Annotated in this window: 24 protein-coding genes; 16 read left to right on the top strand and 8 right to left on the bottom strand. The window is 35.7% G+C overall.

Translation table 11 applies throughout. The annotated features are described in order from the left end of the window. Window positions 1-108 precede the first annotated feature (108 nt). The 3 genes from VCM44_RS11215 to VCM44_RS11225 form a co-directional block, all read right to left on the bottom strand. Window positions 109-1,428 (bottom strand): cytochrome-c peroxidase, encoded by a 1,320-nt coding sequence (locus tag VCM44_RS11215; protein WP_334678819.1) that lies wholly within the window; start codon window positions 1,426-1,428, stop codon window positions 109-111. A gap of 148 nt (window positions 1,429-1,576) precedes the next feature. Continuing rightward, window positions 1,577-1,786, bottom strand: a complete 210-nt coding sequence (rpmF, locus tag VCM44_RS11220; protein ID WP_115361832.1) for a 50S ribosomal protein L32 — start codon at window positions 1,784-1,786, stop codon at window positions 1,577-1,579. Between the two features lie 113 nt (window positions 1,787-1,899). Further along, the gene (locus VCM44_RS11225) at window positions 1,900-2,472 is read right to left on the bottom strand and encodes a YceD family protein (RefSeq protein ID WP_334678820.1); all 573 of its coding nucleotides are present in this window, start codon (window positions 2,470-2,472) and stop codon (window positions 1,900-1,902) included. Window positions 2,473-2,570: 98 nt separating this feature from the next. Between VCM44_RS11225 and VCM44_RS11230 the strand changes: the two genes are divergently transcribed. Genes VCM44_RS11230 through VCM44_RS11275 form a run of 10 tightly spaced genes read left to right on the top strand, consistent with a single transcriptional unit; the run spans window position 2,571 to window position 11,974 of the window. Continuing rightward, entirely contained in the window at window positions 2,571-3,077 is a 507-nt protein-coding gene (locus tag VCM44_RS11230; protein ID WP_158536866.1) for a shikimate kinase, read from the top strand. 59 nt (window positions 3,078-3,136) lie between these two features. Then, window positions 3,137-4,489, top strand: coding sequence for a hypothetical protein (locus VCM44_RS11235; RefSeq protein WP_115361826.1), 1,353 nt, complete (start codon window positions 3,137-3,139; stop codon window positions 4,487-4,489). After that, complete coding sequence (alr, locus tag VCM44_RS11240) at window positions 4,486-5,613, top strand: alanine racemase (RefSeq protein WP_334678821.1); 1,128 nt, start codon at window positions 4,486-4,488, stop codon at window positions 5,611-5,613. Before VCM44_RS11235 ends, alr begins: the two co-directional genes overlap by 4 nt. A 37-nt stretch (window positions 5,614-5,650) precedes the next feature. Next, window positions 5,651-6,451, top strand: coding sequence for an MlaE family ABC transporter permease (locus tag VCM44_RS11245; protein WP_120404178.1), 801 nt, complete (start codon window positions 5,651-5,653; stop codon window positions 6,449-6,451). Then, window positions 6,452-7,204 (top strand): ABC transporter ATP-binding protein, encoded by a 753-nt coding sequence (locus tag VCM44_RS11250; RefSeq protein ID WP_115361820.1) that lies wholly within the window; start codon window positions 6,452-6,454, stop codon window positions 7,202-7,204. Between the two features lie 24 nt (window positions 7,205-7,228). Further along, entirely contained in the window at window positions 7,229-8,599 is a 1,371-nt protein-coding gene (locus VCM44_RS11255; RefSeq protein WP_115361818.1) for an MlaD family protein, read from the top strand. A 10-nt stretch (window positions 8,600-8,609) separates the two neighbouring features. After that, window positions 8,610-9,683 carry a hypothetical protein gene (locus VCM44_RS11260; protein WP_334678822.1) on the top strand — a complete coding sequence of 358 codons (1,074 nt, stop codon included), beginning with the start codon at window positions 8,610-8,612 and terminating at the stop codon, window positions 9,681-9,683. Window positions 9,684-9,688: 5 nt separating this feature from the next. After that, the gene (locus VCM44_RS11265; RefSeq protein ID WP_120404180.1) at window positions 9,689-10,780 is read left to right on the top strand and encodes a hypothetical protein; all 1,092 of its coding nucleotides are present in this window, start codon (window positions 9,689-9,691) and stop codon (window positions 10,778-10,780) included. Beyond that, complete coding sequence (locus VCM44_RS11270; protein WP_334678823.1) at window positions 10,777-11,364, top strand: L-threonylcarbamoyladenylate synthase; 588 nt, start codon at window positions 10,777-10,779, stop codon at window positions 11,362-11,364. The genes VCM44_RS11265 and VCM44_RS11270 overlap by 4 nt, the downstream gene beginning before the upstream one ends. Then, window positions 11,348-11,974, top strand: a complete 627-nt coding sequence (locus VCM44_RS11275; RefSeq protein ID WP_334678824.1) for a methyltransferase — start codon at window positions 11,348-11,350, stop codon at window positions 11,972-11,974. The genes VCM44_RS11270 and VCM44_RS11275 overlap by 17 nt, the downstream gene beginning before the upstream one ends. Here VCM44_RS11275 and VCM44_RS11280 read toward each other — a convergent pair. After that, entirely contained in the window at window positions 11,948-12,526 is a 579-nt protein-coding gene (locus VCM44_RS11280; RefSeq protein ID WP_158536865.1) for a DUF721 domain-containing protein, read from the bottom strand. The genes VCM44_RS11275 and VCM44_RS11280 overlap by 27 nt on opposite strands. Before the next feature lie 77 nt (window positions 12,527-12,603). Here VCM44_RS11280 and VCM44_RS11285 point away from each other — a divergent pair, with 77 nt between their 5' ends. Beyond that, on the top strand, window positions 12,604-13,263 hold the full coding sequence (locus tag VCM44_RS11285) for a hypothetical protein (protein WP_120404183.1): 660 nt from the start codon (window positions 12,604-12,606) through the stop codon (window positions 13,261-13,263). Then, entirely contained in the window at window positions 13,226-14,176 is a 951-nt protein-coding gene (locus VCM44_RS11290) for a hypothetical protein (protein ID WP_334678825.1), read from the top strand. The genes VCM44_RS11285 and VCM44_RS11290 overlap by 38 nt, the downstream gene beginning before the upstream one ends. Window positions 14,177-14,283: 107 nt before the next feature. On the opposite strand, the gene rpsT is transcribed toward VCM44_RS11290, so the two are convergent. Further along, a complete protein-coding gene (gene rpsT, locus VCM44_RS11295) occupies window positions 14,284-14,544 on the bottom strand; it encodes a 30S ribosomal protein S20 (protein WP_115361801.1) in 261 nt (86 codons plus the stop codon). 248 nt (window positions 14,545-14,792) lie between these two features. On the opposite strand from rpsT, the gene VCM44_RS11300 reads away from it, so the two are divergent. The 4 genes from VCM44_RS11300 (at window position 14,793) to VCM44_RS11315 (ending at window position 18,675) form a co-directional block, all read left to right on the top strand. Beyond that, on the top strand, window positions 14,793-15,638 hold the full coding sequence (locus tag VCM44_RS11300; RefSeq protein WP_334678826.1) for a 3-hydroxybutyryl-CoA dehydrogenase: 846 nt from the start codon (window positions 14,793-14,795) through the stop codon (window positions 15,636-15,638). Beyond that, a complete protein-coding gene (locus VCM44_RS11305; protein ID WP_334678827.1) occupies window positions 15,628-16,419 on the top strand; it encodes an enoyl-CoA hydratase/isomerase family protein in 792 nt (263 codons plus the stop codon). Before VCM44_RS11300 ends, VCM44_RS11305 begins: the two co-directional genes overlap by 11 nt. Window positions 16,420-16,421: 2 nt before the next feature. Next, the gene (locus VCM44_RS11310; RefSeq protein WP_115361795.1) at window positions 16,422-17,561 is read left to right on the top strand and encodes an acyl-CoA dehydrogenase; all 1,140 of its coding nucleotides are present in this window, start codon (window positions 16,422-16,424) and stop codon (window positions 17,559-17,561) included. Between the two features lie 73 nt (window positions 17,562-17,634). Next, window positions 17,635-18,675, top strand: coding sequence for a hypothetical protein (locus tag VCM44_RS11315; protein WP_334678828.1), 1,041 nt, complete (start codon window positions 17,635-17,637; stop codon window positions 18,673-18,675). A gap of 291 nt (window positions 18,676-18,966) precedes the next feature. On the opposite strand, the gene VCM44_RS11320 is transcribed toward VCM44_RS11315, so the two are convergent. From VCM44_RS11320 to VCM44_RS11330, 3 genes are all read right to left on the bottom strand, one after another. Further along, window positions 18,967-20,835 carry a hypothetical protein gene (locus VCM44_RS11320; RefSeq protein ID WP_334678829.1) on the bottom strand — a complete coding sequence of 623 codons (1,869 nt, stop codon included), beginning with the start codon at window positions 20,833-20,835 and terminating at the stop codon, window positions 18,967-18,969. 110 nt (window positions 20,836-20,945) lie between these two features. Then, window positions 20,946-21,176, bottom strand: coding sequence for a ferredoxin (locus tag VCM44_RS11325; protein ID WP_115361792.1), 231 nt, complete (start codon window positions 21,174-21,176; stop codon window positions 20,946-20,948). A 23-nt stretch (window positions 21,177-21,199) separates the two neighbouring features. Continuing rightward, entirely contained in the window at window positions 21,200-22,663 is a 1,464-nt protein-coding gene (locus VCM44_RS11330; RefSeq protein WP_334678830.1) for a peptidylprolyl isomerase, read from the bottom strand. Window positions 22,664-22,721: the final 58 nt, after the last annotated feature.

A 22,721-nucleotide genomic window follows, 5' to 3' on the forward strand; every position in this document is an offset into this window, starting at 1 on the left:
TAGGTAGTATAGCAATGATGGGGAAGGGAAGGGGCGTTATGAATTGATGCGCAGTGTTTTTGTATAGGTTTTACAAAAAAAGGCCACTGATGTGGCCTTTCGTTCATATTATTTAGTTTGTTTACTTGATAAGTCTTCAGATAGCCCTCTGAGACGCTTTGTTGCCAACCCTGTTCTGAGGAATTGAACGAGGTCAGCCTTCTCGTTTTCAGTCAGATTCAGTGGACGTCTAATATCATCATCACTTATTAACTGAAATCTAAGTTTATTGTTAACAAAACTTTCATCTTTTACGATTTTTTCTTCATAAAGGGCCTGAATTGTTTCGGAAACATCGTAGTTTCTGATAGCTCGTCGAGTGTGATTATAATGATCAACAACTTCTTCTAATGTTGAGTAAACCCCATTGTGCATGTACGGAGCTGAAAGATGAATATTTCTAAGAGGAGGTGTCCTAAAGTTATATTGATCGGCCTTGGCCCCTGTTACTTCATATCTTCCCTTATCGTTTAGAGAAGCTTGAGCATCAACCGGTCCAATTTCAGGTAGTCCAATCGATTTATAATCCCAATCTGTTAAATGACGACCACTATGGCAATTGATACATGCTCCTTTATCGAGGAATACCTTTAATCCGCGCTTTTCGCTATCATTCATGGCATTTAAGTCTCCATCAAGATATTGGTCATATGGTGTATTCACAACATTGAAGTTTCTTGTAATAAAAGCTGCAAGAGAATTTGCCACATGAGTGATATCTATTTTTCCCTTTTTATAATCTTGAGGGTAGGCGCGCTTAAAGAGGTTTTGATACATGGCATTTTTCTTACCATTTAAAAGTCGTTTAACAAGTCCATTCCATTTTTTTAAGTCACCTTCAAGTGATGCAATTTCATTATTTTCACCAAGCATTTCTTCAGGCGAGAGTAGTGGAAAGATAACTTGAACAGCAAGAGAGCCGCTAAACTTACTCCATAGGTCCTTTCTTGCATTAAGCTCAGTACTTGGAGACATAAACTCTTGTTTTGATTTATCGTAGTGTACTCTTCCATCCCAGAACATATCAACAATATCATCGTAACCAAGATTTATAAGAGTAGGTGCGTGGCGCTTAATAATTTTACCCTTACCGTCTTGAACACGTCCTGTTCCTAGGCCTTTTCCACCTGTTCCAATTGAGAAAGGAAGATCATCACCTGTGCCAAGCATTGGATGGTGACAGTGCATACAAGTAATGTCGTTATTTCCACTTAATTGAAGTTCAGCAAAAAGCCTCGAACCTAGGATAACCTCATTCTGGTTTTGTAATTTTGACTCTGGAAGTGATGTCAGTTGATGCTTTTCAATTAGGGTTGCAAGTGACTTATCTAGTGGTGACATTGCTGATGCATAAACTGTCATCATTAGAATGATTAAAATTTTATTCATGTGTGTTCTCTCTCTAAATATTTTCTATCTTTATACAAGAGAAGAGTTTGATGGGTCAAACTGATTTTTATTAGCTTTAGAAAGATATTAAACACAAAAAGCCCACTCAAAGAGTGGGCCTTTCTTATATGAAAAATAATGAATTATCTTATTCTTCTGTTGTTTCTTCTCTATCCGCTTTAGTAGTGAAGATCTGCTTACCTTTCCAGTAACCTGAAGGAGAGATACATCCCTTCTTAGTAAGTTCACCAGTTGTTGAATCAGCTACAACTACATTGTTCGCGTAAAGCTTGTGTGTTTGTCCAGCTCTTCTTAGGCCTTTTCTTGAAACACTTGTCTTCTTCTTAGGTACTGCCATTTTCTACTCCGTTATATTCAACTACAAAATTATTTCTTTTATAAATGAGCTTATGTAAATACATCACTCACGTCATTTTTACAAGCCAAAAGAGGCCTTGTTTTTATCTATTCTTAATTCGCATGCTCGCAAGTCTCTGAATTTTGGTCAATACCACATATTTGGCAAAGACCTTTGCATTCTGCGTCATGTAGAGGGTAGTGATTTACTGCCAAAAAGCAACATTCTGCCAAGGCTTCTTTTAAGTCGGCCTTTCCGCGATTATGAAAGTACATATCTGCCATTTCATCACTTACAAAAATCTCATCAACCTCTTCGTACTCAGGATCGTCTTCGTAGCGCTTATTTACATATGCAGCTGTGAATTCAGAATCAAAAGTCTGTGGTGTATCAATTAAGCAGCGGATACAAGTTGCTGTATACGCCCCTGATACCTTTCCTTTGACGATTAAGTGCTCACCAAAAGTATAGTCTCTTGCATTTTTTAGTTGTAGCTCTACGCTTAAGCCTTCAAAACCTTCCGGCTTAACTTCAGGTTCAAAGTCTTTTGTGATTCCATCAAGAATCTCTTTTACCCAAGTGCAATCTTTATCAGTAAGATTGTAAGTTTCAAACTCGTCTCCAACTCGTGAGATTAGGATTGTCGAATCTTTTAGAAAGCTATTTTCTTTATTAACTATTTGCATATTTCCTCTAAATTTAGATGTCCTTCTGTGTATATTGCGTAAGGCCAAAATGCAAGAAAATTAGGACATTATGGTGGGAATCGTGTAGTTTTTTACGTATGAGAATCTTTATAACGGGCTTTTCTGGAGCCGGCAAAACAACTTTTGGTGAGAAACTATCTAAAGATAGTGAATTTCAAGTATTTGATCTGGATGAAGAGATTTTTAATCGAATGGGGACTGGCTACGACAGTCTTGGGGAGTATATCCAAGAGATCGGTATTGATGAATTTCGTAAGGATGAATTTGATATGCTCAAGCTCCTACATCAAAATATGAAGGATAACTATATGATTACATTAGGAGCAGGTGCTCTTGATGAAAAGAGTGTAGCAGATTTTATAGAAGAGATTGGTGGAAAATTAGTCTATTTAAAATGTGACTTCGAAGAGTGTTGGCAACGTTTAAAGAAAGATGGAAATCGCCCTCTTGCTAAATATGGCCGCGAGTTTATGGAAAATCTCTATAAAAAGAGAGCTCCTACTTATGAAAAGAGTCATCTTTTACTTAATCAAGAAGAAATTCTTGAAATAAATACAGTCCAGGACCTCTTAAAATTGCTATAGAACGTCTCTTTTGATACGATTTTAAGCGATGTTATGTCCTTAGAAGGAGTTTTTGCGCCATGACAATGAATAGTCCAAAAGTTGCGATCCTTTCATCAATGATTGATGACTGTAAATCATTTTCAAAAATTTTCAAAAGTATTAATACTGTTGTCGACTCATACGACACTGTAGACTCTTTCTTAATCGCTCACTTACAAAAGCAATACGACCTTGTTATAGCAAGTGCAAATGATGCGACATTTGAGGGACAATTTCTTTTTAATCGATCTGAGTTAAAGGCCGTTAAGAGAGCTTTCATTGTTTCAACGAATTCAGAACTGAAGACTGTTGCAACGAATGAGAATATTGGAATTATATATCGCGATTTAGATTTGCTTGCGCAAATTAGACATGTACTAAATCAGTACAATCAACAAACATCGTTAAAGAGGCAATTAGCTCAACTTGAATCATTTCATGATAAGTACCGTCACCGTCAAGAAGCACTTGTTGCGAGTCTTGAAAGTGAAAGAACGAAGACTCTTTATGGGAAAGACTTCTTTGAAGTTTGTGACAGCATTAATTTTAATAGAGAAGAAAATGATTTAACTTCACTTATAACAAATGTTTTTGAACCTTTAGAGTTTGTCTCAGGTTATACAATTTTTGAATTAAATCAAAAGACCAATAAGCTTTCACCTTTAAAGCATGATGGGCATAAGTCTATTGAAGTTCCTGAGGTTTGGCTTGGTCATATTAAACTTAAAGGCGTTAATGAAAATGGAATGAATATGGTGAAGAATATTGTTTCTAACCTAGTTCACAATCCTGTTGTTACCTTAGAATTATCGGAAAATGGTGTCGATACAACTAGTGTTGTAGCACTTGAAGTTGATCGCGATTATTTATTTAACTTTAATTGGCAGGTCATAGAAACACTTTTAAGTGGGATTTATTCTCAAATAAAGAATTCATTAACTCATGTTTCTTCTATCGCACAGGCTAAAGGGCCATTTGAATTATTATCAAATATCTCTGAAGTTAGTCATGGAAGGAATTTAATATCGATTGATACTTCTGAAATTACAGATCTAATGGAGTTAAGATCAGACTTCTCATTTGACTGGAATACATTTTGGAAAGATATGAAAGTTTATCTTTCTCAAATCACTAGTATTGGCAATATTTACAATATCTCTTTTGAATCAATTGTACTGGATGTGGAAAATGACTTTTTTGATGAAAGTTATGCAGCCGCTCAAGACCTTTGTAAGAATATAAGATTAGGAAAGTATTTTAGCGGAAAAGATAAGAGTCTTATTCTATCAATGCAGTTAAATGTTTCTGAAATTCCTTACTCTGGGTATTCAATGGTGACGACATCACGAAAGTTGAGAGGAAAAAGAGCGTTTCAAGATAGTACCTTATGAGAATAAAAAGTAGTATGGAGGTTAATGTCTCCACTCTTGCGCAAAACTATCAACTTTTAAAAGAAATTTGTCCTAATAATGAAACTCTCTTTATGGTCAAGGCCAATGCCTATGGACATGGATTGGTGCCAGTTGTTAAGTTTGCTTATTATGAGCTTGGCATAAAAGAGTTTGGCTGTGCCAGTATTGGAGAGGCTCTTAGGCTTCGTGAAGAAATTCCAAATGGAGAGTTTGAAGTTTATGTCTTTTCTGATGTGAACCTAGACCTTCAAGAAGCAGCAGATATTTATTTAAATAATCGAATTATCCCAGTTATTTCAAATGAAACAAACTTAGAGTTCTTCTTGTCTCATGAGGAATTTCGCTACTTCCCACTTTGTTTAAAATTTAATACGGGAATGAATCGACTGGGAATAAAAATGGATCGAATTGATTATGCGATTCAAACAATCAAAAAGCATGGCCGATCAAGTATTTATCATTTGATGACCCACTTTTCGAGCTCAAGCTTATCAATGCAAAAAAATAAGAGAAATCTAACTCAAAAAGAGAATTGGAAAGAATTAAAGTCTCAAATCAATAGTTCTGGAATTGAAATTCATAAATCATCAATTGCAAACTCTGGTGCAATTGAGCAAAAGGTTGGACTTGAAGAGTCTCATGTTCGTGCAGGATTAATGATGTATGGCCCGTCTTCTTTGTTGCCTCAGTATAATAAGTTGAGTTGTTGGAAAGGAAAGTTGATCTCTAAACTTGAGACAACTTTTATTGATAGTTTTCAAGTTGATCGAGGTACGCCTATAGGCTATGGAGCAACCCCATGCCCATCAGCAGGTACTATGGGAGTTTTTGCTCTAGGATATGGTGATGGTTTTTCAACTCGCTATCAAAATGTTCACCTTAATCATGGAGAGCATGAAGGGCAAATTGTAGGGCGAGTTAATATGGATATGGCACAGATTTTGTTTCCTAACACAAACTTAACAATCAAAAATGGAGAAAGGTTTGTCGTATGGGATCAAAATGGTCAAAACTTTTCTAATATATGTGTCGAATCAAAGACTATTCCTTACGAAGTGTTTATTCACTTAACTGAAAGAATTCCCAAAATATATCGACAGTAAGTAGCAGTTTCATTCTTTTTCCATTAGAATTTAAGTAATGAATCTTTTACTTAGAACATTTGTTTCCTTTAATGAAAATTTAGGAAAATTAGTTATTTTCAATTTGGCAGGTCTTGGCAAAGTGATGAAGTTCATTGTGAACTTTTTTTACTGGTTAACGAAGAGGCCGTATCGTTTCAAATTATTTTTTGAACAAATGGAATTTGTCGGAAACAAAAGTCTATTTATTATTTTCTTGGCCGGTGCATTCACGGGAATGGTTATGGCCTATCAAACATACTTTGGCTTTAAGTTAATCAATGTTGATTCTCTTGTTGGTCCAGTTGTTGCAATTTCTTTAGCAAAGGAATTAGCTCCTGTTTTGACAGGGCTAATTGTTGCAGGTCGAGCAGGGGCTGCTATGGCAGCACAAATTGGAACGATGAAAGTTACTGAACAAATTGATGCTCTTGAAGTTATGGGTATTAGTAGTATGCAATACCTTGCTGTTCCAAGAATTATTGCTGGTACTTTATCAGTTCCACTATTATCAGTTTTCTTTTTATTAGTAGGGAATGTTGGCTCTTACATTGTCGGAACCTATGCCTTGCAGATTGATGATGCCATATACTTGTCTAAGCTTGGACAATTTATGTACGTCTCAGATATTTTCCAAGGTGTAATTAAAGCGACTGTCTTTGGTTTCGTTATTTCAGTAATTGGAACTTACTTTGGCTTTGCTGTCACAAAAGGTGCACAAGGAGTCGGTAAGGGGACAAACCTCGCTGTTGTATGGGGAATGATTTCGGTTTTAGTTTTAGATTATTTTTTAACAAGTTTCTTAGTGCAGGTGATGTAGATGTTAGAGTTTGATGATCATTCAGTACGAATTAGAAACTTAACCAAGACTTTTGGTAAGCACACTGTTTTAAGTGAATTAAACTTTGATATAAAACGAGGAAGTATTACTACAATCCTCGGCTTTTCAGGAGCTGGAAAATCAACACTCTTAAAGCATATCCTAGGACTTCATCATCCAACTTCTGGATCAATTGAGGTTTTGGGAAAAGACTTATCAACTCTTCAAGAAGATAAGCTTCGTGAATTCCGTCAAAACTACGGAATGCTTTTTCAATATGCGGCACTTTTTGATTCAATGACAACAATTGAAAATGTGGCCTTTCCATTAATTGAATTCACAAAATTAAATGAAAGTGAAATTAAAGAGAAAGCAGCTTCTTTATTAAAGTCAGTAGGTCTTCAGGAGATCTCTTTTGATAAACTACCAAGTGAATTGTCTGGTGGTATGAGAAAAAGGGTAGGTCTTGCAAGAGCACTGGCCCTAAGTCCACAACTTATGCTCTATGATGAGCCAACAACTGGACTTGATCCTATTACAACTAAAATGGTCAACGATTTGATCATAGAAACAAGTAAATTACATAAAGATATTGGATTAACCTCAATTATTATTTCGCACGACGTAAAAGCATCGCTTGAAATTTCCGACTACGTTGCCTTTTTAAACCGTGGTAATATTGTTGAGTATCTACCTGCAAATGATTTTAAAAACTCAGACCATCCATTGGTTCAAGAGTTTATTAATTTATAGGTAGTTCCAGGGAAGAGGAATTATATGAATGAATTTAAAGTCGGCTTAATGGCCTTGGCCGCCATGATAGCTGTTGTTGTTATGTCCTTAGTTGTAACTTCAAACCAATCTGGTTTTGGAGCTTATAATGATTATTACACAACTATTAATGATGCCTCAGGTATCTTTCCAAAAACTCCAATCAAAGTTGCTGGTATTAATGCGGGACGAATTAAAGATATTCAACTAACTGGAAATAAGGCCCGTATTAGTTTTGAGGTTCTTGAAAGAGTTAAGATCACAAAGGGTTCAAAACTTAGAATTCGATCAGTAGGTTTCTTAGGTGATAAGTACTTAGAGATTTACGTTGCTAATAATGATGAACTCCTTCCGGATGGTTCAGAGCTTCTAGCAGAAGAGAAAGCAGGTATTGAAACACTTCTAAAAGATGCAAGTGAAGTTATGCAAGATGTAAAAGTTCTTGTTGGAAGTATTAAAGAGTCTTTTGTTCCTGAGGGTGGTGAGCCAGCGATGAAAAAGATCGTAGCTGATGTTCAGGAGACGATGACGAATACGAAAGAATTAACAGGTAAACTTAATGATCTCGTTGGAAGGAATAATCAAAAACTTCAACGAATTATTGATAATCTCGAAGACTTTACTGCTCAAATAGCATACCAGACAGATGCAAACGAGCCAGCAAGTGCTGTTGCAGATGTAAAAGAGATTCTTAAGAAAGCTGATAATATGATGGCCGATCTTGAGGACCTTGTTCAAAATATCAAAGATGGGAAGGGAACAGTTGGTAAGCTTCTTGTTGAAGAAGAGATTGCTGATGAAGTTAAGTCAACTCTATCAAGTGTTCAAAAAGTAATTGGACGAGTTGATAGTATCCGAACACAATTGTCGGTTTATACTGGTGCAAATACGAGAACTGATCAAACAGATACAACTGCTGAACTTCGTATCTTTCCATCGCCTGGCCGTTTTTACCTGGTAGGTGTAACGACTTCTGAATTTGGGCCTGAAAGACGAAAGATCACAGAAACAACTGTTGGTGGGACAACGACTATTGAGGATGAGAAGGTTAGAAAATACAATGACGTTCTCCTCAACCTTCAATTAGGTCGTCGTATCGACAATTGGACATTCCGTGGAGGACTTATCGATTCTTACGGTGGTCTTGCTGTTGATTATAATTTTGATGACTGGAATACCATTACAAGCCTTGAGGTCTTCGATTACCGAGATAATATTGGGCCAAATATTCGTATCGGATTAGATTTTCAACTATGGAGTGTAATTTATGGTAAAATTGAGGGTGAAGATTTAATTAATGATCCTGGTATGGTTTATAGTTTAGGATTAAAGTTTAATGACGAAGATATTAAAGGCTTAGTAGGGATTTTCTTATAAAGAATAAGTAATGACGGAAAGAAACTGGTTAATTAGAACAGAATCGAAAAAAATACTCGGTCCACTTTCAAAGCAGAAGGTTGTCGAGTTTGTACAAAATGGAACCCTCTCTGGAGAGGATGAGATTTGTAGCGGTAATGGTTACTGGTTTTGGGTCAAAGAAGAAGACCTATTAAATAAGTTTCTCTATGGAGATGAAGAACAAACCTTCAATCCTGTAGCAGAGGCCAAGACGAAAGTTGCAAATAGCGTAACAAAACTTGTTAAAACAAGTGGTATCGTAGAAAAAATCTCTAAAGAGAATGGGGATGAAATCCCTGCAACACCCTTATCTTCTGAAAACCCTGCAACAGATAATTCAACAACAATTAATGATGAAGAAGAAATATTACTTCCTGCTGAAGATGACTTAGATTTTCCAGAGCCAATTGATTACAGTGATACCGCAGTTGCAGCTCCAAGTAGTGAGCCTAATATTGTTCAAGAAAAACCACTGGCAGATGTGGCCGATGACGAATCAATCAGTTTAGCCGAAGCAACAAGTGCTATGGATATCGAGGAAGAAGAAGTAATCCTTCCTTCATCTGATGATCTCGATTTCCCAGATATTGGTGGTGTTTCAGAAAGTACACCTGCTGAGGAAGTTGCACAAGAAGCTTCTCAAGTAAGCCAGATTGATCAATTTGTTGAAGAAGTAGAAAAGAATAAAGAAGATGAATTAGCTGCTCAAGCAGAAGAGATTCTTAAGTCTGAAAAAAAACAGCCACCAACTGCACCGGATTTAGATAGTATTGAAGATGATAATATCGAGCCTATGAAGGCCGTAGAAATGCCTCGTCCTTCAAAAAAGAAGAAGTCAGGTGCTAAGAAAAAGTCAAAAGCTAAAAAGAAGAAAAGAAAAAACGATTATAGCTTTGTCTATATTGCTATTGCTGTATTAATTGTTCTTCTTTTCTTTATTTCAAAATTCTATTCAAAGCTTGTAGGTAAGGAATTGTTTTCTGATATTCAATTTAAAACACCAACTAGCTTAGTTTACGCGCAAGAGTTTAGATCACAGGATAAAAAAAAAAGATTTTTCTAAACTATGTGAATGTTTCATATAGTTTATCATTAGAAGGTGTCGAGTATATACCGGACTTTATTAAAACACCTCCTAGTACTTGTGATAAAATTACACAATTTGAGTTCAATTTGATTTATGCTTTTACGACGTCAGAACTTAAAAGTGACGAGAAGCCTTGGGTTGAGTTTCAGGCCAAGTGTCAGCATCTATTTTATCCAGATATCGTTATAAAGTCTTATGTTGAGTCTCGTTCTGATAAGCCTGTTTTGGAGTTTGAAGAAGCTTTAAAAATGAAGTTTGATAGTAAAAAAGTAGCTCATCAAAACTTCTTAAAAAGTTTAGAGAGAAAGAATATTCATCAATTACTTTTAGAAATAATAATCGCTTCTTCGTTAAATAAAAACGAATGGCTAACCACTGTTATTATCGACTTACTAGGTCGAGACATTACAAATTATTCCGTTTGGATTAATGAAAATATCATTCCAAAATCAAGACAGAAGTATGCAAAATATATTAATAGAACATTTGAATTGGTAAACGAGTCCAGTATAGATGAATTTTATAAATTAATGTTTTTTAAAAAATTCACTCATATATCTACTGGTGATAGTCGATTAAAGTTAACACAGCTTTTAAATCAAACTTTTGGAGCAACTCTTGAGTTTGATATAACAAGTTATAAATATGGAGTTAAGATGACTCCATTTTGGGTGCAGGAGCTTGAGAATTTTAATGAAAAGAAGCGCTTAGTAGAGAGGTTCTTTGCTACTCCTGCTGTAAAAGAATTATCTGATTATAATGGCCTATTATTTGAATACAATCTACCAAAGGTTGGAAGTGGCCGAGATAAGATTATCGATAAAATAGCTAGTGAGTATAAGGATTATAATTTTGATAAAATGATGTCCTTGATTTCTGGATTGCGTAACCCTGTTTTTAAAAAAGAGTTGGTCAAACGTGATAAGTATTTTGAAAGGCCAATCTTTAGTATTGAAAGAACTTTTCTAAATAAGAAATTAAGAGAAAAAAAGAGTAGCTGGCTTGCGTATCAGCTGTTATATCTTGGACAAAGAAACGAAGAAATTATTAAAAACTTAATGGTTGATTTATGAAAGACTTATTCATTTATCCAACGGATACTGTCTGGGGAATTGGTGGAGATCCATTCTCTATTGAAACGTATGAACTCATTGCTCAAGTGAAGGGAACTTCAATTAGAAAGCCTTTGAGTATATTAACTAATGATGTTCAAAATTTGATTGATACTTTTCATGGCTCAGAATCCTATACAACTCTTTTTGATGACCTTTTCAAATACGAAATCACAGTGGGACTGCCAAAGGCGAGTTTATCCCTTCAATTTCCTGAAGGTCCATTTGATGAAACGGACTTTATATGTTTTCGAGTCATTCAAAATGAGATCATAGATGAGTGTATTAAGGACTTTCCTGGATTCATTACTTCGACAAGTTTAAATAAAACAGGTCAGCCTCCGATTTACGACTCTGAAGAAGCAAATGAATTTTGGCATCGATATTGTCCTGATAGTAATTTCATAAGTTCAGATTTTCTTAAACCGAGTGGGCATTCATCAACTATTATCTTAATCTCAGGATTGACGGCCCAAGTTGTTCGAGAAGGTAATCATATTGACAATATTTTAGAAGTGTTAAAATCTCATGGCATTAATTACTGATTATTCCCAGCCCTCATTTTATCATTTTTCTCGTGATTCAATTGAGTTAGCAAATTGTGTAGCCGAGCATATTGAATTTCATGAGCTTGTCGTTGATAACGTCGCTGACCTCTGCTGTGGTTGTGGTGTCATTGGACTCGAGATCTTACAAAAGCTAGATGAAGAAACTCTAAGTTCGATAAAAGAGATTCATTTTGTTGAAGTGCAAGATGATTACAACTCTCATCTTCATCGTAATATTGAACAAGTTAAAAGAGGAATAAATGGCCTTGAATATCAGGTTCATTTCGAAAGTATTCTTCAATTTAATACAGTAAAAGACTTTGACCTTATTGTGATGAATCCACCATATTTTAAAAATGGCCATGGAAGATCTAGTGAGAATGAAAAGAAAAGAACTTGCCGAGAGTATTCTGGTGATGAGCTTAAGAGTTATATCGTTCACGCTGCTAATTTACTGAGTCAAAATGGTGTTTTATTCTTTGTTTGTCGAGAAGATGAGCAATTAAAAGAATTACTAAGTGGTATTTCTAAGAACTATTATATAGAGAAGGTTGAGGAAGCAGAGGGCTTTTCGATTTTCTTACTTCTTCGTTCTCAGTTGCATTAATATTGAAGTTAATGACTTTTTGAGCTCTTCATCTTCAATATCTGAAAATTGTTCTTGAGCATCTCTCATAATTGCTTTGTATTCTGGAGATTGTGGATGTAGACGATTTTCAACTTCTTGTTTTACTATCTCTTTTCTTTCGACTTCCGACTTCTTTTTCTGGAAGAATTGATTATCTACTTGGAAGAAGATTTTCTTAATCTGTCCTTTTGTTGCAGGTAGAACATTTCCAATTGATTTTATAATTTCTGTTTCCATGTATTTAAGCTGTTGAGCGTAAACAGGATGTGAAGTTAAAATCGTTAGAGATTTATTTTTTAGCTTAAGTGGAATAGTGAATTGAGAAAGCCTTGGCCCTACGATCTTATTCCAAGAACTTGAGAGCTCGAGAAAGTCAAAGAGATCAATGGCCTTATTCGCTTTAAAGTTAGATTGTTTATTACCATAACTACCATAACTTGAAACGCTCGCAACACCAGCGTTTTTACTGAAGTCACTATCGATATCTTTTAAAACATCTTTTAAATTTTTGAGATTTTTCAGCTTTTTCACAAGATGCATCATATATTAAAGAGGTCTTACCAGTCAAAGTAATAGACGATTGATTGAATCATAGGCATATTATTAATATGAGGTTTTTCGTATTAACTTGTTTAATTTTACTTTCTTCTTGTGCAGGGTATCGTTTCAGTGAGTCAAATAACCCATTTGAGGCCCAAGGAGTTAATAGTATTACAATTTTTGTTGTAAAAAATCACACTGGAATATCAGGTCTTTCTCAAATATATACTGATGAAATTGTTGAAACTCTTTCTTCTTTTAGTTCTTTAAGGGTTAGAACAGGAAAGAATTATGACAGTGATGCAATTTTACTTGCAGAGATCACTAGTCGAAAAAAAGCGGGGAAAGAAGTTACTGAAACTGGTGACACCTTAATGAATGATGAGCAGAAGAATCAATTGGGTGGAAATAGAAATGCCTTCTATCTAGCTACATCTGGAAGTTATCAATTTCAGATACAAGTGACAGTCTTTAAGAAGCCAAATAATGATGAAATTCAGTTCTATGAATCATTTTATAAAATTGACCACTCTCAATTTCCTCGTAGTATCTTTTCAAAGACTTTTAATATAAGTGATTCTTATATTATTGAAAATACAGTAGGTGGAATTGACAGTGCTGCTCCTCTTAGAAGTGTAAAGAATCGAGGTACTTTTAAGAAGTCCCTAGCTGATGGAGCAAGTGATTTCGGTGATGACTTTAGAGAGGTTCTTCTTTATGCCTTCTAAAAAGCAAAGCTTTGATATTAATAACGTTGATCAAGTTTCAAAAGTTCTTAGTGAATTAAATGGCCTATACCATTTAGCTGTCCCAGATGAATTTATTTCAAAAATCGTTTGTGACAAATTAAAAGGTGAGACAAAGAAGATGTGGCCTAATGAGTTTAATATCGACTTTGTAGAGCAAGAGCTTCTTGCTGGAGGCGGTCTATTTGGGACTAATGGCCCTTATGTTGTTATTGATGCTCAGGATATTAAAGCTAATGCTTTTGAAGCATTTAATAATAATCGTCACTTAATTGAAGACTCAATTATCTTCATAACGAAAGGGCGCCTGCCTAAAGCTTTTCCTAAAGATATGAATGCTTTGGCCATCGCTGCACCAAAGCCATGGCATTTTGGCCAATACTTAGATATTTTTGCTAAGTACTTTGGTTTTCAAATGAATCCTCAAGTGAAGAACTTTATTGAAAAGTCAGTCCAGGATAATGTTGGTGATTATTTCAATTCATGTCATATTCTTTCTCACCATGTGGATGCAAATGGGAATATCTCTCTTGAAAAAGCCAGAGAGCTTATAAAGGTTAGAAAGTTAGATTTCTTTGATCAGACAGATCTTTTTAATCAGCAAAACTTAAAAAGGTTCTACCTCAACTTATTATTAGTGGAAGATGATTTTAGTTTATATATGGATTTCTTCCGTTCATTTCAGGGCCATATATCAAAAATTATTGACCCTAGTTATTTGGCCACTAAAAAATCCCTTAGTAAGTATGATAGGGGAATTCAATTAGCATCTAAAAAGTGGAATTTTGAAGAGTTAATCGATATTCAGCAGAAGATGATTAATTTTGAAGTGCTGGCCAAGTCTAAAGACCTTTGGCTTAGAGATCAAATCCGTAGAGAATACCTCTGTCTCTAAAATTATAAGAAAAAATTAAGAAGTTAGTATTTTAAAAGATATAGCTACAAACACAAAAAGCGGAGATTGCTCTCCGCTTTTTATATATCAAACTATCTAATTAAAGATTAAAGCTTGTTGATTTGGTTTGCTAGTCTAGAAGTTTTTCTTCCAGCTGTGTTAGTTTTAATAACACCGTGCTTTGCTAGACGACCAAGTAGCTTTTGAGCTGTAACTAGAAGAGTTGATGCTTCTTCTTTCTTACCTGCTTCAATAGCATTTCTTACGTTCTTAACAGCTGTTTTTACAGCAGTTCTTTTTGAAGTATTTCTTTCGTTTCTAACAATTGCTTGTCTAGCTCTTTTCTTTGAAGATTTGTGGTTTGCCACAATGGACTCCTACGTTTAACTTGTTCAACATCTAATTAATAAGTCACTTTTTATAATCCGCACAATGCATTTTTGCAAGAGAAAAGTGAATATTACACATCTCTACAATAGGATTTATGGACCTAGCTCCTTTTTATTATCAAATGATTCATAGCGTCTAAGTATTTGATATATCTGAGTGAAATAGTAATTTAATGGACGATCCTTTATAATTTAGGTACTTTGAATGCCAATACAAAGGAGACACAATGATTAAACAAATTGCCGTTATAGGAGCTGGGCAGATGGGTCGAGGAATCGCTCAAGTTGCCGCTATGAATGACTATAAAGTTTTTATGTATGATATCTCAGCTGAAGGCCTTGAGTTCGGACAGAGCTTTATAAAAAAGCAATTAGAAAAAGGTGTTTCAAAAGGTAAGTGGGAACAATCATTTGTTGATTCAACGCTAGCTAACTTAAGTGCAACTTCAGAAATGAATGATCTTAAAGATTGTGACCTTTTCATTGAAGCAGCTACTGAAAATAAAGAGATAAAATTCAAAATCTTTAAGCAATTAGATGAGATTGCAAAACCTGAAGCAATCTTAGCTTCAAATACATCTTCAATTTCAATTACTGAAATTGCTGCAGCTACTTCACGTCCAGAAAAGGTTGCTGGAATGCACTTTATGAATCCAGTACCTGTAATGAAGTTAGTTGAAACAATCACTGGGCTTGAAACAAGTGTTGAAACAATTAATGCTGTTGAAGAAGCAGCAACAAAAATGGGTAAAACAGTTGTACGTGCAGATGATGTAGCAGGCTTTGCTGTTAATAGAATCCTTATGCCAATGATCAATGAAGCTTTCTACACTCTATACGAAGGAGTTGCTGAGGCTAAAGGGATCGACGATGCTATGAAGCTTGGATGTAACCAGCCAATGGGACCACTAGAGCTTGCTGACTTTATTGGACTTGATACATGTTTAGCTATTATGGAAGTTCTACATGATGGCCTAGGTGATACAAAGTATCGTCCATGCCCACTTCTTAAGAAGTATGTAACAGCTGGTCGCTTTGGTCGCAAAGTAGGGAAGGGTGTTTATGAATACTAATTTTGAAACAATTGCTTTTGAAAAGCTCGGTGAAATCGGGATTTTAAAAGTAAATCGTGAAAAGAAATATAATGCACTTAACTCACAAGTACTTCACGAGTTAAAAGATTTTTTATCTTCACTAAGTGAAGGTCATGAGCTTAAAGGGATGATCTTTACTGGAGCTGGTGACAAAGCTTTTATTGCTGGTGCAGATATTGCTGAAATGAGTGATATGACAGTTGATGAAGGGCATGACTTCTCAACTCTTGGGCAAGATGTAACGCTACTTTTTGAAAGTTTAAATATTCCAGTAATCGCTTGTGTAAATGGTTTTGCACTTGGCGGTGGTTGTGAAATGGCCATGGCATGTGACTTTATTTATGCAACGAAGACAGCAGTTTTTGGGCAGCCTGAAGTAAAACTTGGTCTTGTTCCAGGCTTTGGTGGTACACAGAGATTAGCAAAGTTAATTGGACGCAATCGCGCTAAAGAAATTATTTATAGTGGCCGTAATGTTGATATTAATGAAGCAAAAGAAATCGGGTTAGTTGTTCGTTCTTTTGATTCACAAGATGAAATGATTAGTGAGGCGATGAAGACATTGGAAGCAATTTCTAAAAACTCACCAAATGCAGTGGCCATATCAAAACAAATTATGAACGAAGGAAATGACCTGACTAATGAACAAGGTCTAGATATTGAAGCTGGCCACTTTGGCGATATCTTCTCTTCTTATGATATGAAAGAAGGAACAAAGGCCTTTGTTGAAAAAAGAAAACCAGAATTTAAGGGAGAATAATAATGATGTTAAGTGACTACCAAGAACTTAGAGACCTTGTTTCTAAATTTGCTGATAGCGAAGTAGCTCCTCTAGCGGCTTCAATTGATAAAAATGAAAAGATTCCAAGTGATCTCGTTGGTAAGCTCGGTGAGAATGGATTCCTAGGTTCATATGTTCCAGAAGAATATGGTGGAGCAGGAATGGATTATGTATCTTACTCAATCATCGTAGAAGAAATTTCTCGTGCTTGTGCTTCAACAGGGGTTTTAATCTCGGCACACACTTCACTATGTGTTTACCCAATTCTAAACTTTGGTAATGAAGAGCAAAAGAAGAAGTATCTTCCTAAGCTAGCTTCTGGTGAGCATATTGGTTGTTTCTGTCTGTCTGAGCCAAATGCAGGTACAGACGCAGGTTCTCTGACAACATTTGCTGAAGATAAAGGTGACTACTTTGAGATTAGTGGAACAAAGAACTTCATTACAAATGGTAAAGAAGCTAATATCGCAGTTGTTTTCGCTAAGACATCAAAAACAGATAATTACAAAGGAATCTCGGCATTCATCGTTGAATGTGACTCTGAAGGTTTTGAAGTAATGAAATGTGAAGATAAGCTAGGGATCAAAGGATCATCAACAGCTCAAATCGCATTCGATAAAGTAAAAGTGCCAAAAGAGAATCTTTTAGGTGAGTATGAGAAAGGTTTCAAAATTGCGATGAATACACTAGATGGTGGACGTATCGGTATTGCTGCTCAGGCACTTGGTATTGGTGAAGCTGCATTCCGTTATGCTAAGCATTACTCAAATGAAAGAGTTCAGTTTGGTAAGCCACTTCATGCAATTCAAGCAATCCAGTTTAAGTTAGCTGATATGAGTACAAAACTTGCAGCATCACGTCTTCTTATTTGGGAAGCATCTCGTAGAAAAGATAATGGTGAAGAGTACTCATTACAATCTGCTCAGGCCAAGCTTTTTGCTGCTGAAGCTGCAATGTGGATTACGACTCAAGCTATTCAGGTTTGTGGTGGTAATGGATATACTAAAGAGTATCCGGTTGAGAGGTTCTTCCGTGATGCTAAGATTACTGAAATTTATGAAGGGACTTCAGAAATTCAAAGAGTCGTAATTGCCGCTAACGAGCTTAAGAGCTTAAAGTAGGCGTTGTTCTATTGAAAGAGAAGTGATACGGTTTTAACTTGTTATGTTAAAGAAAATCTTGGAGAAAGTAGGCATGGCCAAAAAGAAAACTACTAAGAAGAAAACTGCGAAAAAAGCGGCTAAGAAAGTAGCAAAGAAAACTACGAAGAAAAAGACTGCAAAAAAAGCGGCTAAAAAAGTAGCAAAGAAAACTACGAAGAAAAAGACTGCAAAAAAAGCGGCTAAGAAAGTAGCAAAGAAAACTACGAAGAAAAAGACTGCAAAAAAAGCGGCTAAAAAAGTAGCAAAGAAAACTACGAAGAAAAAGACTGCAAAAAAAGCGGCTAAAAAAGTAGCAAAGAAAACTACGAAGAAAAAGACTGCGAAAAAAGCGGCTAAAAAAGTAGCAAAGAAAACTACGAAGAAAAAGACTGCGAAAAAAGTGGCTAAAAAAGCAGCAACTTCTTCAACAAAGAAGAAGACAGCTAAAAAAGCCGCTTCTTCAGTTAAGAAGAAGGCAGAAAATAAAGTAGCAAAAAAGGCTGAAGCGACACCTAAGAAGAAAACTTCAAAAGCTAAAGCAAAGAAGGAAGAAGTAGTTGAGGCAGTTGAAGAGCAGCCGGAACTATTTACTGAAGAAGAGGTAGTTGAGGAAGTCGTTGAAGAGAAGAAGCCTGCACCAAAGGCCAAGAAGAAAACAAAAGCTGAAGAAAAGAAAGAAGCTGAAGAAGACCGTATCGAACAAGTATTTGATATGGCCGATAATTTAGATTATTTCCTAGGTGATACTGATGATTGTCTAGCTAAAGGATGTGATAATCCAGCTACAACGGCCGGATACTGTCGTCTTCACTATATTGGTTATTGGAAAGAAATTAAAAACAAAATAACAATCCTTGAAGAAGGAATGCTACAGAAGTTTGTTCGTGAGATCACTTCTAAATATCCAGTAAAAGTTATCGACGAGGTTTTAAAAGATCTTGCTGATGATAAGTCTTTCGTTGATGTTCTTCGTGAGATGGATATTGAAGCAGATGAAAGCTTTGATGAAGTTGATGATATTGATGCAGAAGATGATCAAGACATCGCCTTCGAAACAAAGTCATCTGTTAAAGCTATTATGGATGAGGAATAGCGTCATTGTTTGCCCAAAGGCAAACTATTGGACGCTATGCCAGCTCCCCATGCAAAAGAAATTAAACTAATTCAACAAGCCGGGTTCAAGCCCGGCTTTGTTGCCTCTGGAGCAATGGGAAAGAAAACGCAAAGAAAAAGCGACATTTTAGCGTAGCTAAAATAAGCCAAATCCCCCACAAATAAAAAGCGACACTTTAGCGAAGCTAAAGTTAGCCAAAACCCCCGCAAAGAAAAAATCAACATTTTCACTTCGTGAAAATAAGCCATTACCCCACAAAAAAACTATCTCTTATTTCTCTTGAATATTCTCGGCCCCATCAAATAAACTAAAGATCAGTTTATTGATATCTTCCAACTCTACAGTTGTATCGTCATTAGGAGCTTCAGAGTAATCAATTCCTGCCTGAGCAAATCTCTCCCCAAGCTGATCCTCTGAATAGCCAAGTGTTGCTAAATTTACGTTCATCTCTTCATATTTCTGCTTATTTTCTTCAGATAGAAATGAATTTTTCATTTCAGCTGATAGGGAAGCGGTGTTTCGGTTTTTAACTTCTTCACCATCTTCACCAGTACTAGAAACCTCAAGAAATGATGAAATGATATTGTTATAGTGAACTAGTTTTGAAAAGTTCTCTGGTCGTGATTCAATTTCTTTAGCAATCTTTGCGATCTTTTCAACATCCTGGGCATTATTAGCATCAAACTCATCACCTGTTGTTGTATGGGCTTCAATCTCTTCTCTTAAAGAAGCAAGGATGGCATCTTTCTTTGCTTGATAACGACTCTCAACTTGTTCTTTTACACCTTGAATTGTTGCAAGTTCTTGGGCCTGCGTTTCTGTATAACCTTCTTCAATTAGGATCTTTGCGATCTCTTCTGGATCGTTTTCACTATTTTTTAACTTTTCAAGAGTCGCTTCTTGTTGGACTTTTAGCTCACCTAGAAGTGCGTATTGTTCTTCTTTATCTGTTGCTAAGTATTGACTACAAGCTTCAGCATCTACAATTGCTCCGTCTTTATAGCACTCTTCCATTTTTGCAACATCTTGCTTGTGACCTTCTGATAAGGCCTCAAGGGCCTCACCTGAAGAAATCGTCGTTAGAGCATTGATACTCTCGTCTTGATTCTTAGTTGAGTCATAGAATTCAACATTTTGAATTCCGGCCATTCCGGACTTCTTATCGAGTTTGGCTACGATATCATCTGTTTTAAGAAGACTTTGCTTAGCTAGTTCAATATATTGAACAACCTGGCAGGCCCTCATATTAGAGTTATCGACAATTTTCTCACATGTTTCAGTTTCATCTGCTGTAGGGTCTTTTCCCTTCTTCATGCGGTCTTCACATGAGCCAAGAATATCTGAATACTTCTTTGAATCTTTTTGTTTCTTTGTTGAAACATCATATTTCTTATAGGTAACTTCGTCTTTATTAGCACTCGAGCCAATAGCACAAATTACAGGTAGGTTTTGAATACATCGTTCCCAATTTGAATATGCACCTTTTTCGATGTCTTGCTTATTAAGACTAGCGATATTTTTGTTCTTATCACCACTCGCTTTTTCATCACTAAAATGAATAAGAGGATATGCTGGTATTCCTGTTTGATGTATTTCTGTAGCGTATGGCCCAGTCTCAATACAATATGATGTCATTGAAGCAATAATATTTTTACCAAGTTGAGTTTTATAGAGTTCAAAGAAGGTTCTTTGATCGGCGATTTTTTCAAATCGGCCTTTATCACTTTGATACTCACCGTAAAGGGCCTCTTCAAGGCGTTTTTGGAAAAATTCCTTTAGGCCTTTTAATCCTGCCGACTGTTTCTTTGTCGTTTCCATGGTCGTACGATAGCGTCCAGTACCTTCCTCGCCACTTTGCTCATTAACAAGCTTCATGACTTTTTCTTTAATACCTTCATCCGCTTTGATGCGATCCCATAAACAATTACTTAATTTATTGTCGCCATCTTCAAGCTTTCCATTTTGCGCATCAATTTGATAACACTCTGAATACATTTCTCGAACGCCTTCAACTTGCATAGCACTTTTAAAAAGAGGATTTTTACTACTGATAACTTGTAGATACTGGGCCTCTCCATTGTCATTTGCAAGGGCCGTTGTCAGAGACAAGAGTGTGAATAGCGTAAGAGTTTTCCTCATAACCATATTATACTACTCGGTTATTTGAGGCAGAAGCTTTAGATAAATTTAATGTGATTTTAACTAGTTAGAAGAGAGCTAAGGGTTTGAAATTGCAAAGAAAATGAGGTTTAACCATCATCTCCAATGGCCTCAACTGGGCATGCTTCAAGGGCAGAGATACATTCTTCTAATTCAGCATCGTTTGTTGGCTGGAGTTTTACGAAGGCGTGTCCTTCATCATCATTCATTTCAAAGAAGCGAGGAGCCTCCATCACGCAAGCATCACAGGCGATGCATTGGTCATCAACATAGAATTTGCCATCTACATTCTGATCAAATTTTGCGCTTTTGTCGGCCATCTCGCTTCTCCAAAAATTCTAAATTACTGTGGTAATTGAGCGTATTTATTTTGTTTAAAAGTATATTCTTTGCTTAAGTTATCTAGCAGATTTTTTATCATTTGTTGAGAACTAATATTTGTAAGACCTTCAATATTATAAGATTTTACATCTTTTTCATCAGCTGGCTTTGTCGCAACAATTGTTGTTTGTGTTGCTTCATCAAAAGTGAATAATCCGCTATCTTTTGAAAAGATCTCAGCTGTTTGCTTCTCATCTAATGCACCTGTTGGACCGGCACCTTCAAGCTTATTAATATTTTGATCTTTAATAGTTAAGTTGTACTTTTTCTTTAAACGACTAAGAGCTTTACCGCTTCCAGCTGCATTTTTAATCTCATTAGTTGCCTTGGCCACCATGTCTTTTATATCGATTTCTTTTTGTAAGATTTCTTTTGCAAGACTTCTTTCATGATTTTCAAGTTTAGCAACGACTGCATCTTTGCGATCTTGAGCATAGATAATATGATAACCATATGATGTTTTAACTGGCTCAGAGATTTCACCCTCTTTTAAAGCAAAGGCTGCTTTTTCAAATTCTGGTACCATTTGACCGCGCTTTACCCAATTAAGATCACCACCATTTTCTTTACCTTGTGGTTCTTGAGTATATTTCTTAGCAAGACGAACGAAGTTTTTAGGATTAACTTCCTTTCTAATCTTCTTTGCCTGCTTAAGAGCTTCTTCTTCATTACCTTCATCAACAGTAATAAGGATGTGTCTTGTTCTTACTTGTTCAGGTGTTGAAAGAACAGGCTTCTTTTCATTGAAAAGAGCTTCAACTTTTGACTTATTTTCTTCATTGCTTAAAAACTTAGTAATCTCTTTATCTGAAACATTAACAAGCTTTCTAACTTCACTATGCTTTAAAGAAATAATTTTTGCATTTCTTTGGTCTTGGTATAATTCATTTAATTCGTTTTCTAGTCCTTTTGATAGAGGAACGTGTTGAACGATATTTTGTAGTCTTCTTAGGGCCACACGATCTTTCGTTTCATTCTCATAATCTTCAGGAGTGAATTTATTGTATGAAAGTAGTGCTTTATACTTTGTGATATCAAATTGCTTATTTGTTTGGAAATATGGCTGGTTTTGAATATCGTTGATAACTTCTTCATTTGAAACAACAATTCCTAGATCATCAGCAACAACAATTCTTAACTTTTGAAAAACAAGGTTTCTAATAGCATTGTCATAAACTTTATATTGAGACATTTGTTGTGATGTTAATGGTTGTCCACCATTTAGAATATTTGCGTAGAACTCAGATTGTCTTTGAACTTCAGCATTGAATTCACGAACTTTTATATCATGACCTGCAACACTTCCTATTGAATCAGGTGTACCAGTATTAAACATTGGTCCTGAAACCATAAATGAAATTACAATAATCCCGATAAAAAGAGTCAGGAATATCTGCGATGATTTTTTCTGAAAACTAGATGACATTATACCACTCCATGTAATTTTTGATTTCCGATATTATCACTTAAATAAGGTGGGTCGT

The organism is Halobacteriovorax sp. DPLXC-1 (genome assembly GCF_036903125.1).
In the GTDB taxonomy this organism is placed as follows: domain Bacteria; phylum Bdellovibrionota; class Bacteriovoracia; order Bacteriovoracales; family Bacteriovoracaceae; genus Halobacteriovorax_A; species Halobacteriovorax_A vibrionivorans.

What these genes read in the sequence shown, in the direction of transcription:
- VCM44_RS11215 (WP_334678819.1), bottom strand. Translation starts at nt 1,428, where the DNA reads ATGAATAAAATTTTAATCATTCTAATGATGACAGTTTATGCATCAGCA.
- rpmF (WP_115361832.1), bottom strand. Translation starts at nt 1,786, where the DNA reads ATGGCAGTACCTAAGAAGAAGACAAGTGTTTCAAGAAAAGGCCTAAGA.
- VCM44_RS11225 (WP_334678820.1), bottom strand. Translation starts at nt 2,472, where the DNA reads ATGCAAATAGTTAATAAAGAAAATAGCTTTCTAAAAGATTCGACAATC.
- VCM44_RS11230 (WP_158536866.1), top strand. Translation starts at nt 2,571, where the DNA reads ATGAGAATCTTTATAACGGGCTTTTCTGGAGCCGGCAAAACAACTTTT.
- VCM44_RS11235 (WP_115361826.1), top strand. Translation starts at nt 3,137, where the DNA reads ATGACAATGAATAGTCCAAAAGTTGCGATCCTTTCATCAATGATTGAT.
- alr (WP_334678821.1), top strand. Translation starts at nt 4,486, where the DNA reads ATGAGAATAAAAAGTAGTATGGAGGTTAATGTCTCCACTCTTGCGCAA.
- VCM44_RS11245 (WP_120404178.1), top strand. Translation starts at nt 5,651, where the DNA reads ATGAATCTTTTACTTAGAACATTTGTTTCCTTTAATGAAAATTTAGGA.
- VCM44_RS11250 (WP_115361820.1), top strand. Translation starts at nt 6,452, where the DNA reads ATGTTAGAGTTTGATGATCATTCAGTACGAATTAGAAACTTAACCAAG.
- VCM44_RS11255 (WP_115361818.1), top strand. Translation starts at nt 7,229, where the DNA reads ATGAATGAATTTAAAGTCGGCTTAATGGCCTTGGCCGCCATGATAGCT.
- VCM44_RS11260 (WP_334678822.1), top strand. Translation starts at nt 8,610, where the DNA reads ATGACGGAAAGAAACTGGTTAATTAGAACAGAATCGAAAAAAATACTC.
- VCM44_RS11270 (WP_334678823.1), top strand. Translation starts at nt 10,777, where the DNA reads ATGAAAGACTTATTCATTTATCCAACGGATACTGTCTGGGGAATTGGT.
- VCM44_RS11275 (WP_334678824.1), top strand. Translation starts at nt 11,348, where the DNA reads ATGGCATTAATTACTGATTATTCCCAGCCCTCATTTTATCATTTTTCT.
- VCM44_RS11285 (WP_120404183.1), top strand. Translation starts at nt 12,604, where the DNA reads ATGAGGTTTTTCGTATTAACTTGTTTAATTTTACTTTCTTCTTGTGCA.
- VCM44_RS11300 (WP_334678826.1), top strand. Translation starts at nt 14,793, where the DNA reads ATGATTAAACAAATTGCCGTTATAGGAGCTGGGCAGATGGGTCGAGGA.
- VCM44_RS11305 (WP_334678827.1), top strand. Translation starts at nt 15,628, where the DNA reads ATGAATACTAATTTTGAAACAATTGCTTTTGAAAAGCTCGGTGAAATC.
- VCM44_RS11310 (WP_115361795.1), top strand. Translation starts at nt 16,422, where the DNA reads ATGATGTTAAGTGACTACCAAGAACTTAGAGACCTTGTTTCTAAATTT.
- VCM44_RS11315 (WP_334678828.1), top strand. Translation starts at nt 17,635, where the DNA reads ATGGCCAAAAAGAAAACTACTAAGAAGAAAACTGCGAAAAAAGCGGCT.
- VCM44_RS11320 (WP_334678829.1), bottom strand. Translation starts at nt 20,835, where the DNA reads ATGAGGAAAACTCTTACGCTATTCACACTCTTGTCTCTGACAACGGCC.
- VCM44_RS11325 (WP_115361792.1), bottom strand. Translation starts at nt 21,176, where the DNA reads ATGGCCGACAAAAGCGCAAAATTTGATCAGAATGTAGATGGCAAATTC.
- VCM44_RS11330 (WP_334678830.1), bottom strand. Translation starts at nt 22,663, where the DNA reads ATGTCATCTAGTTTTCAGAAAAAATCATCGCAGATATTCCTGACTCTT.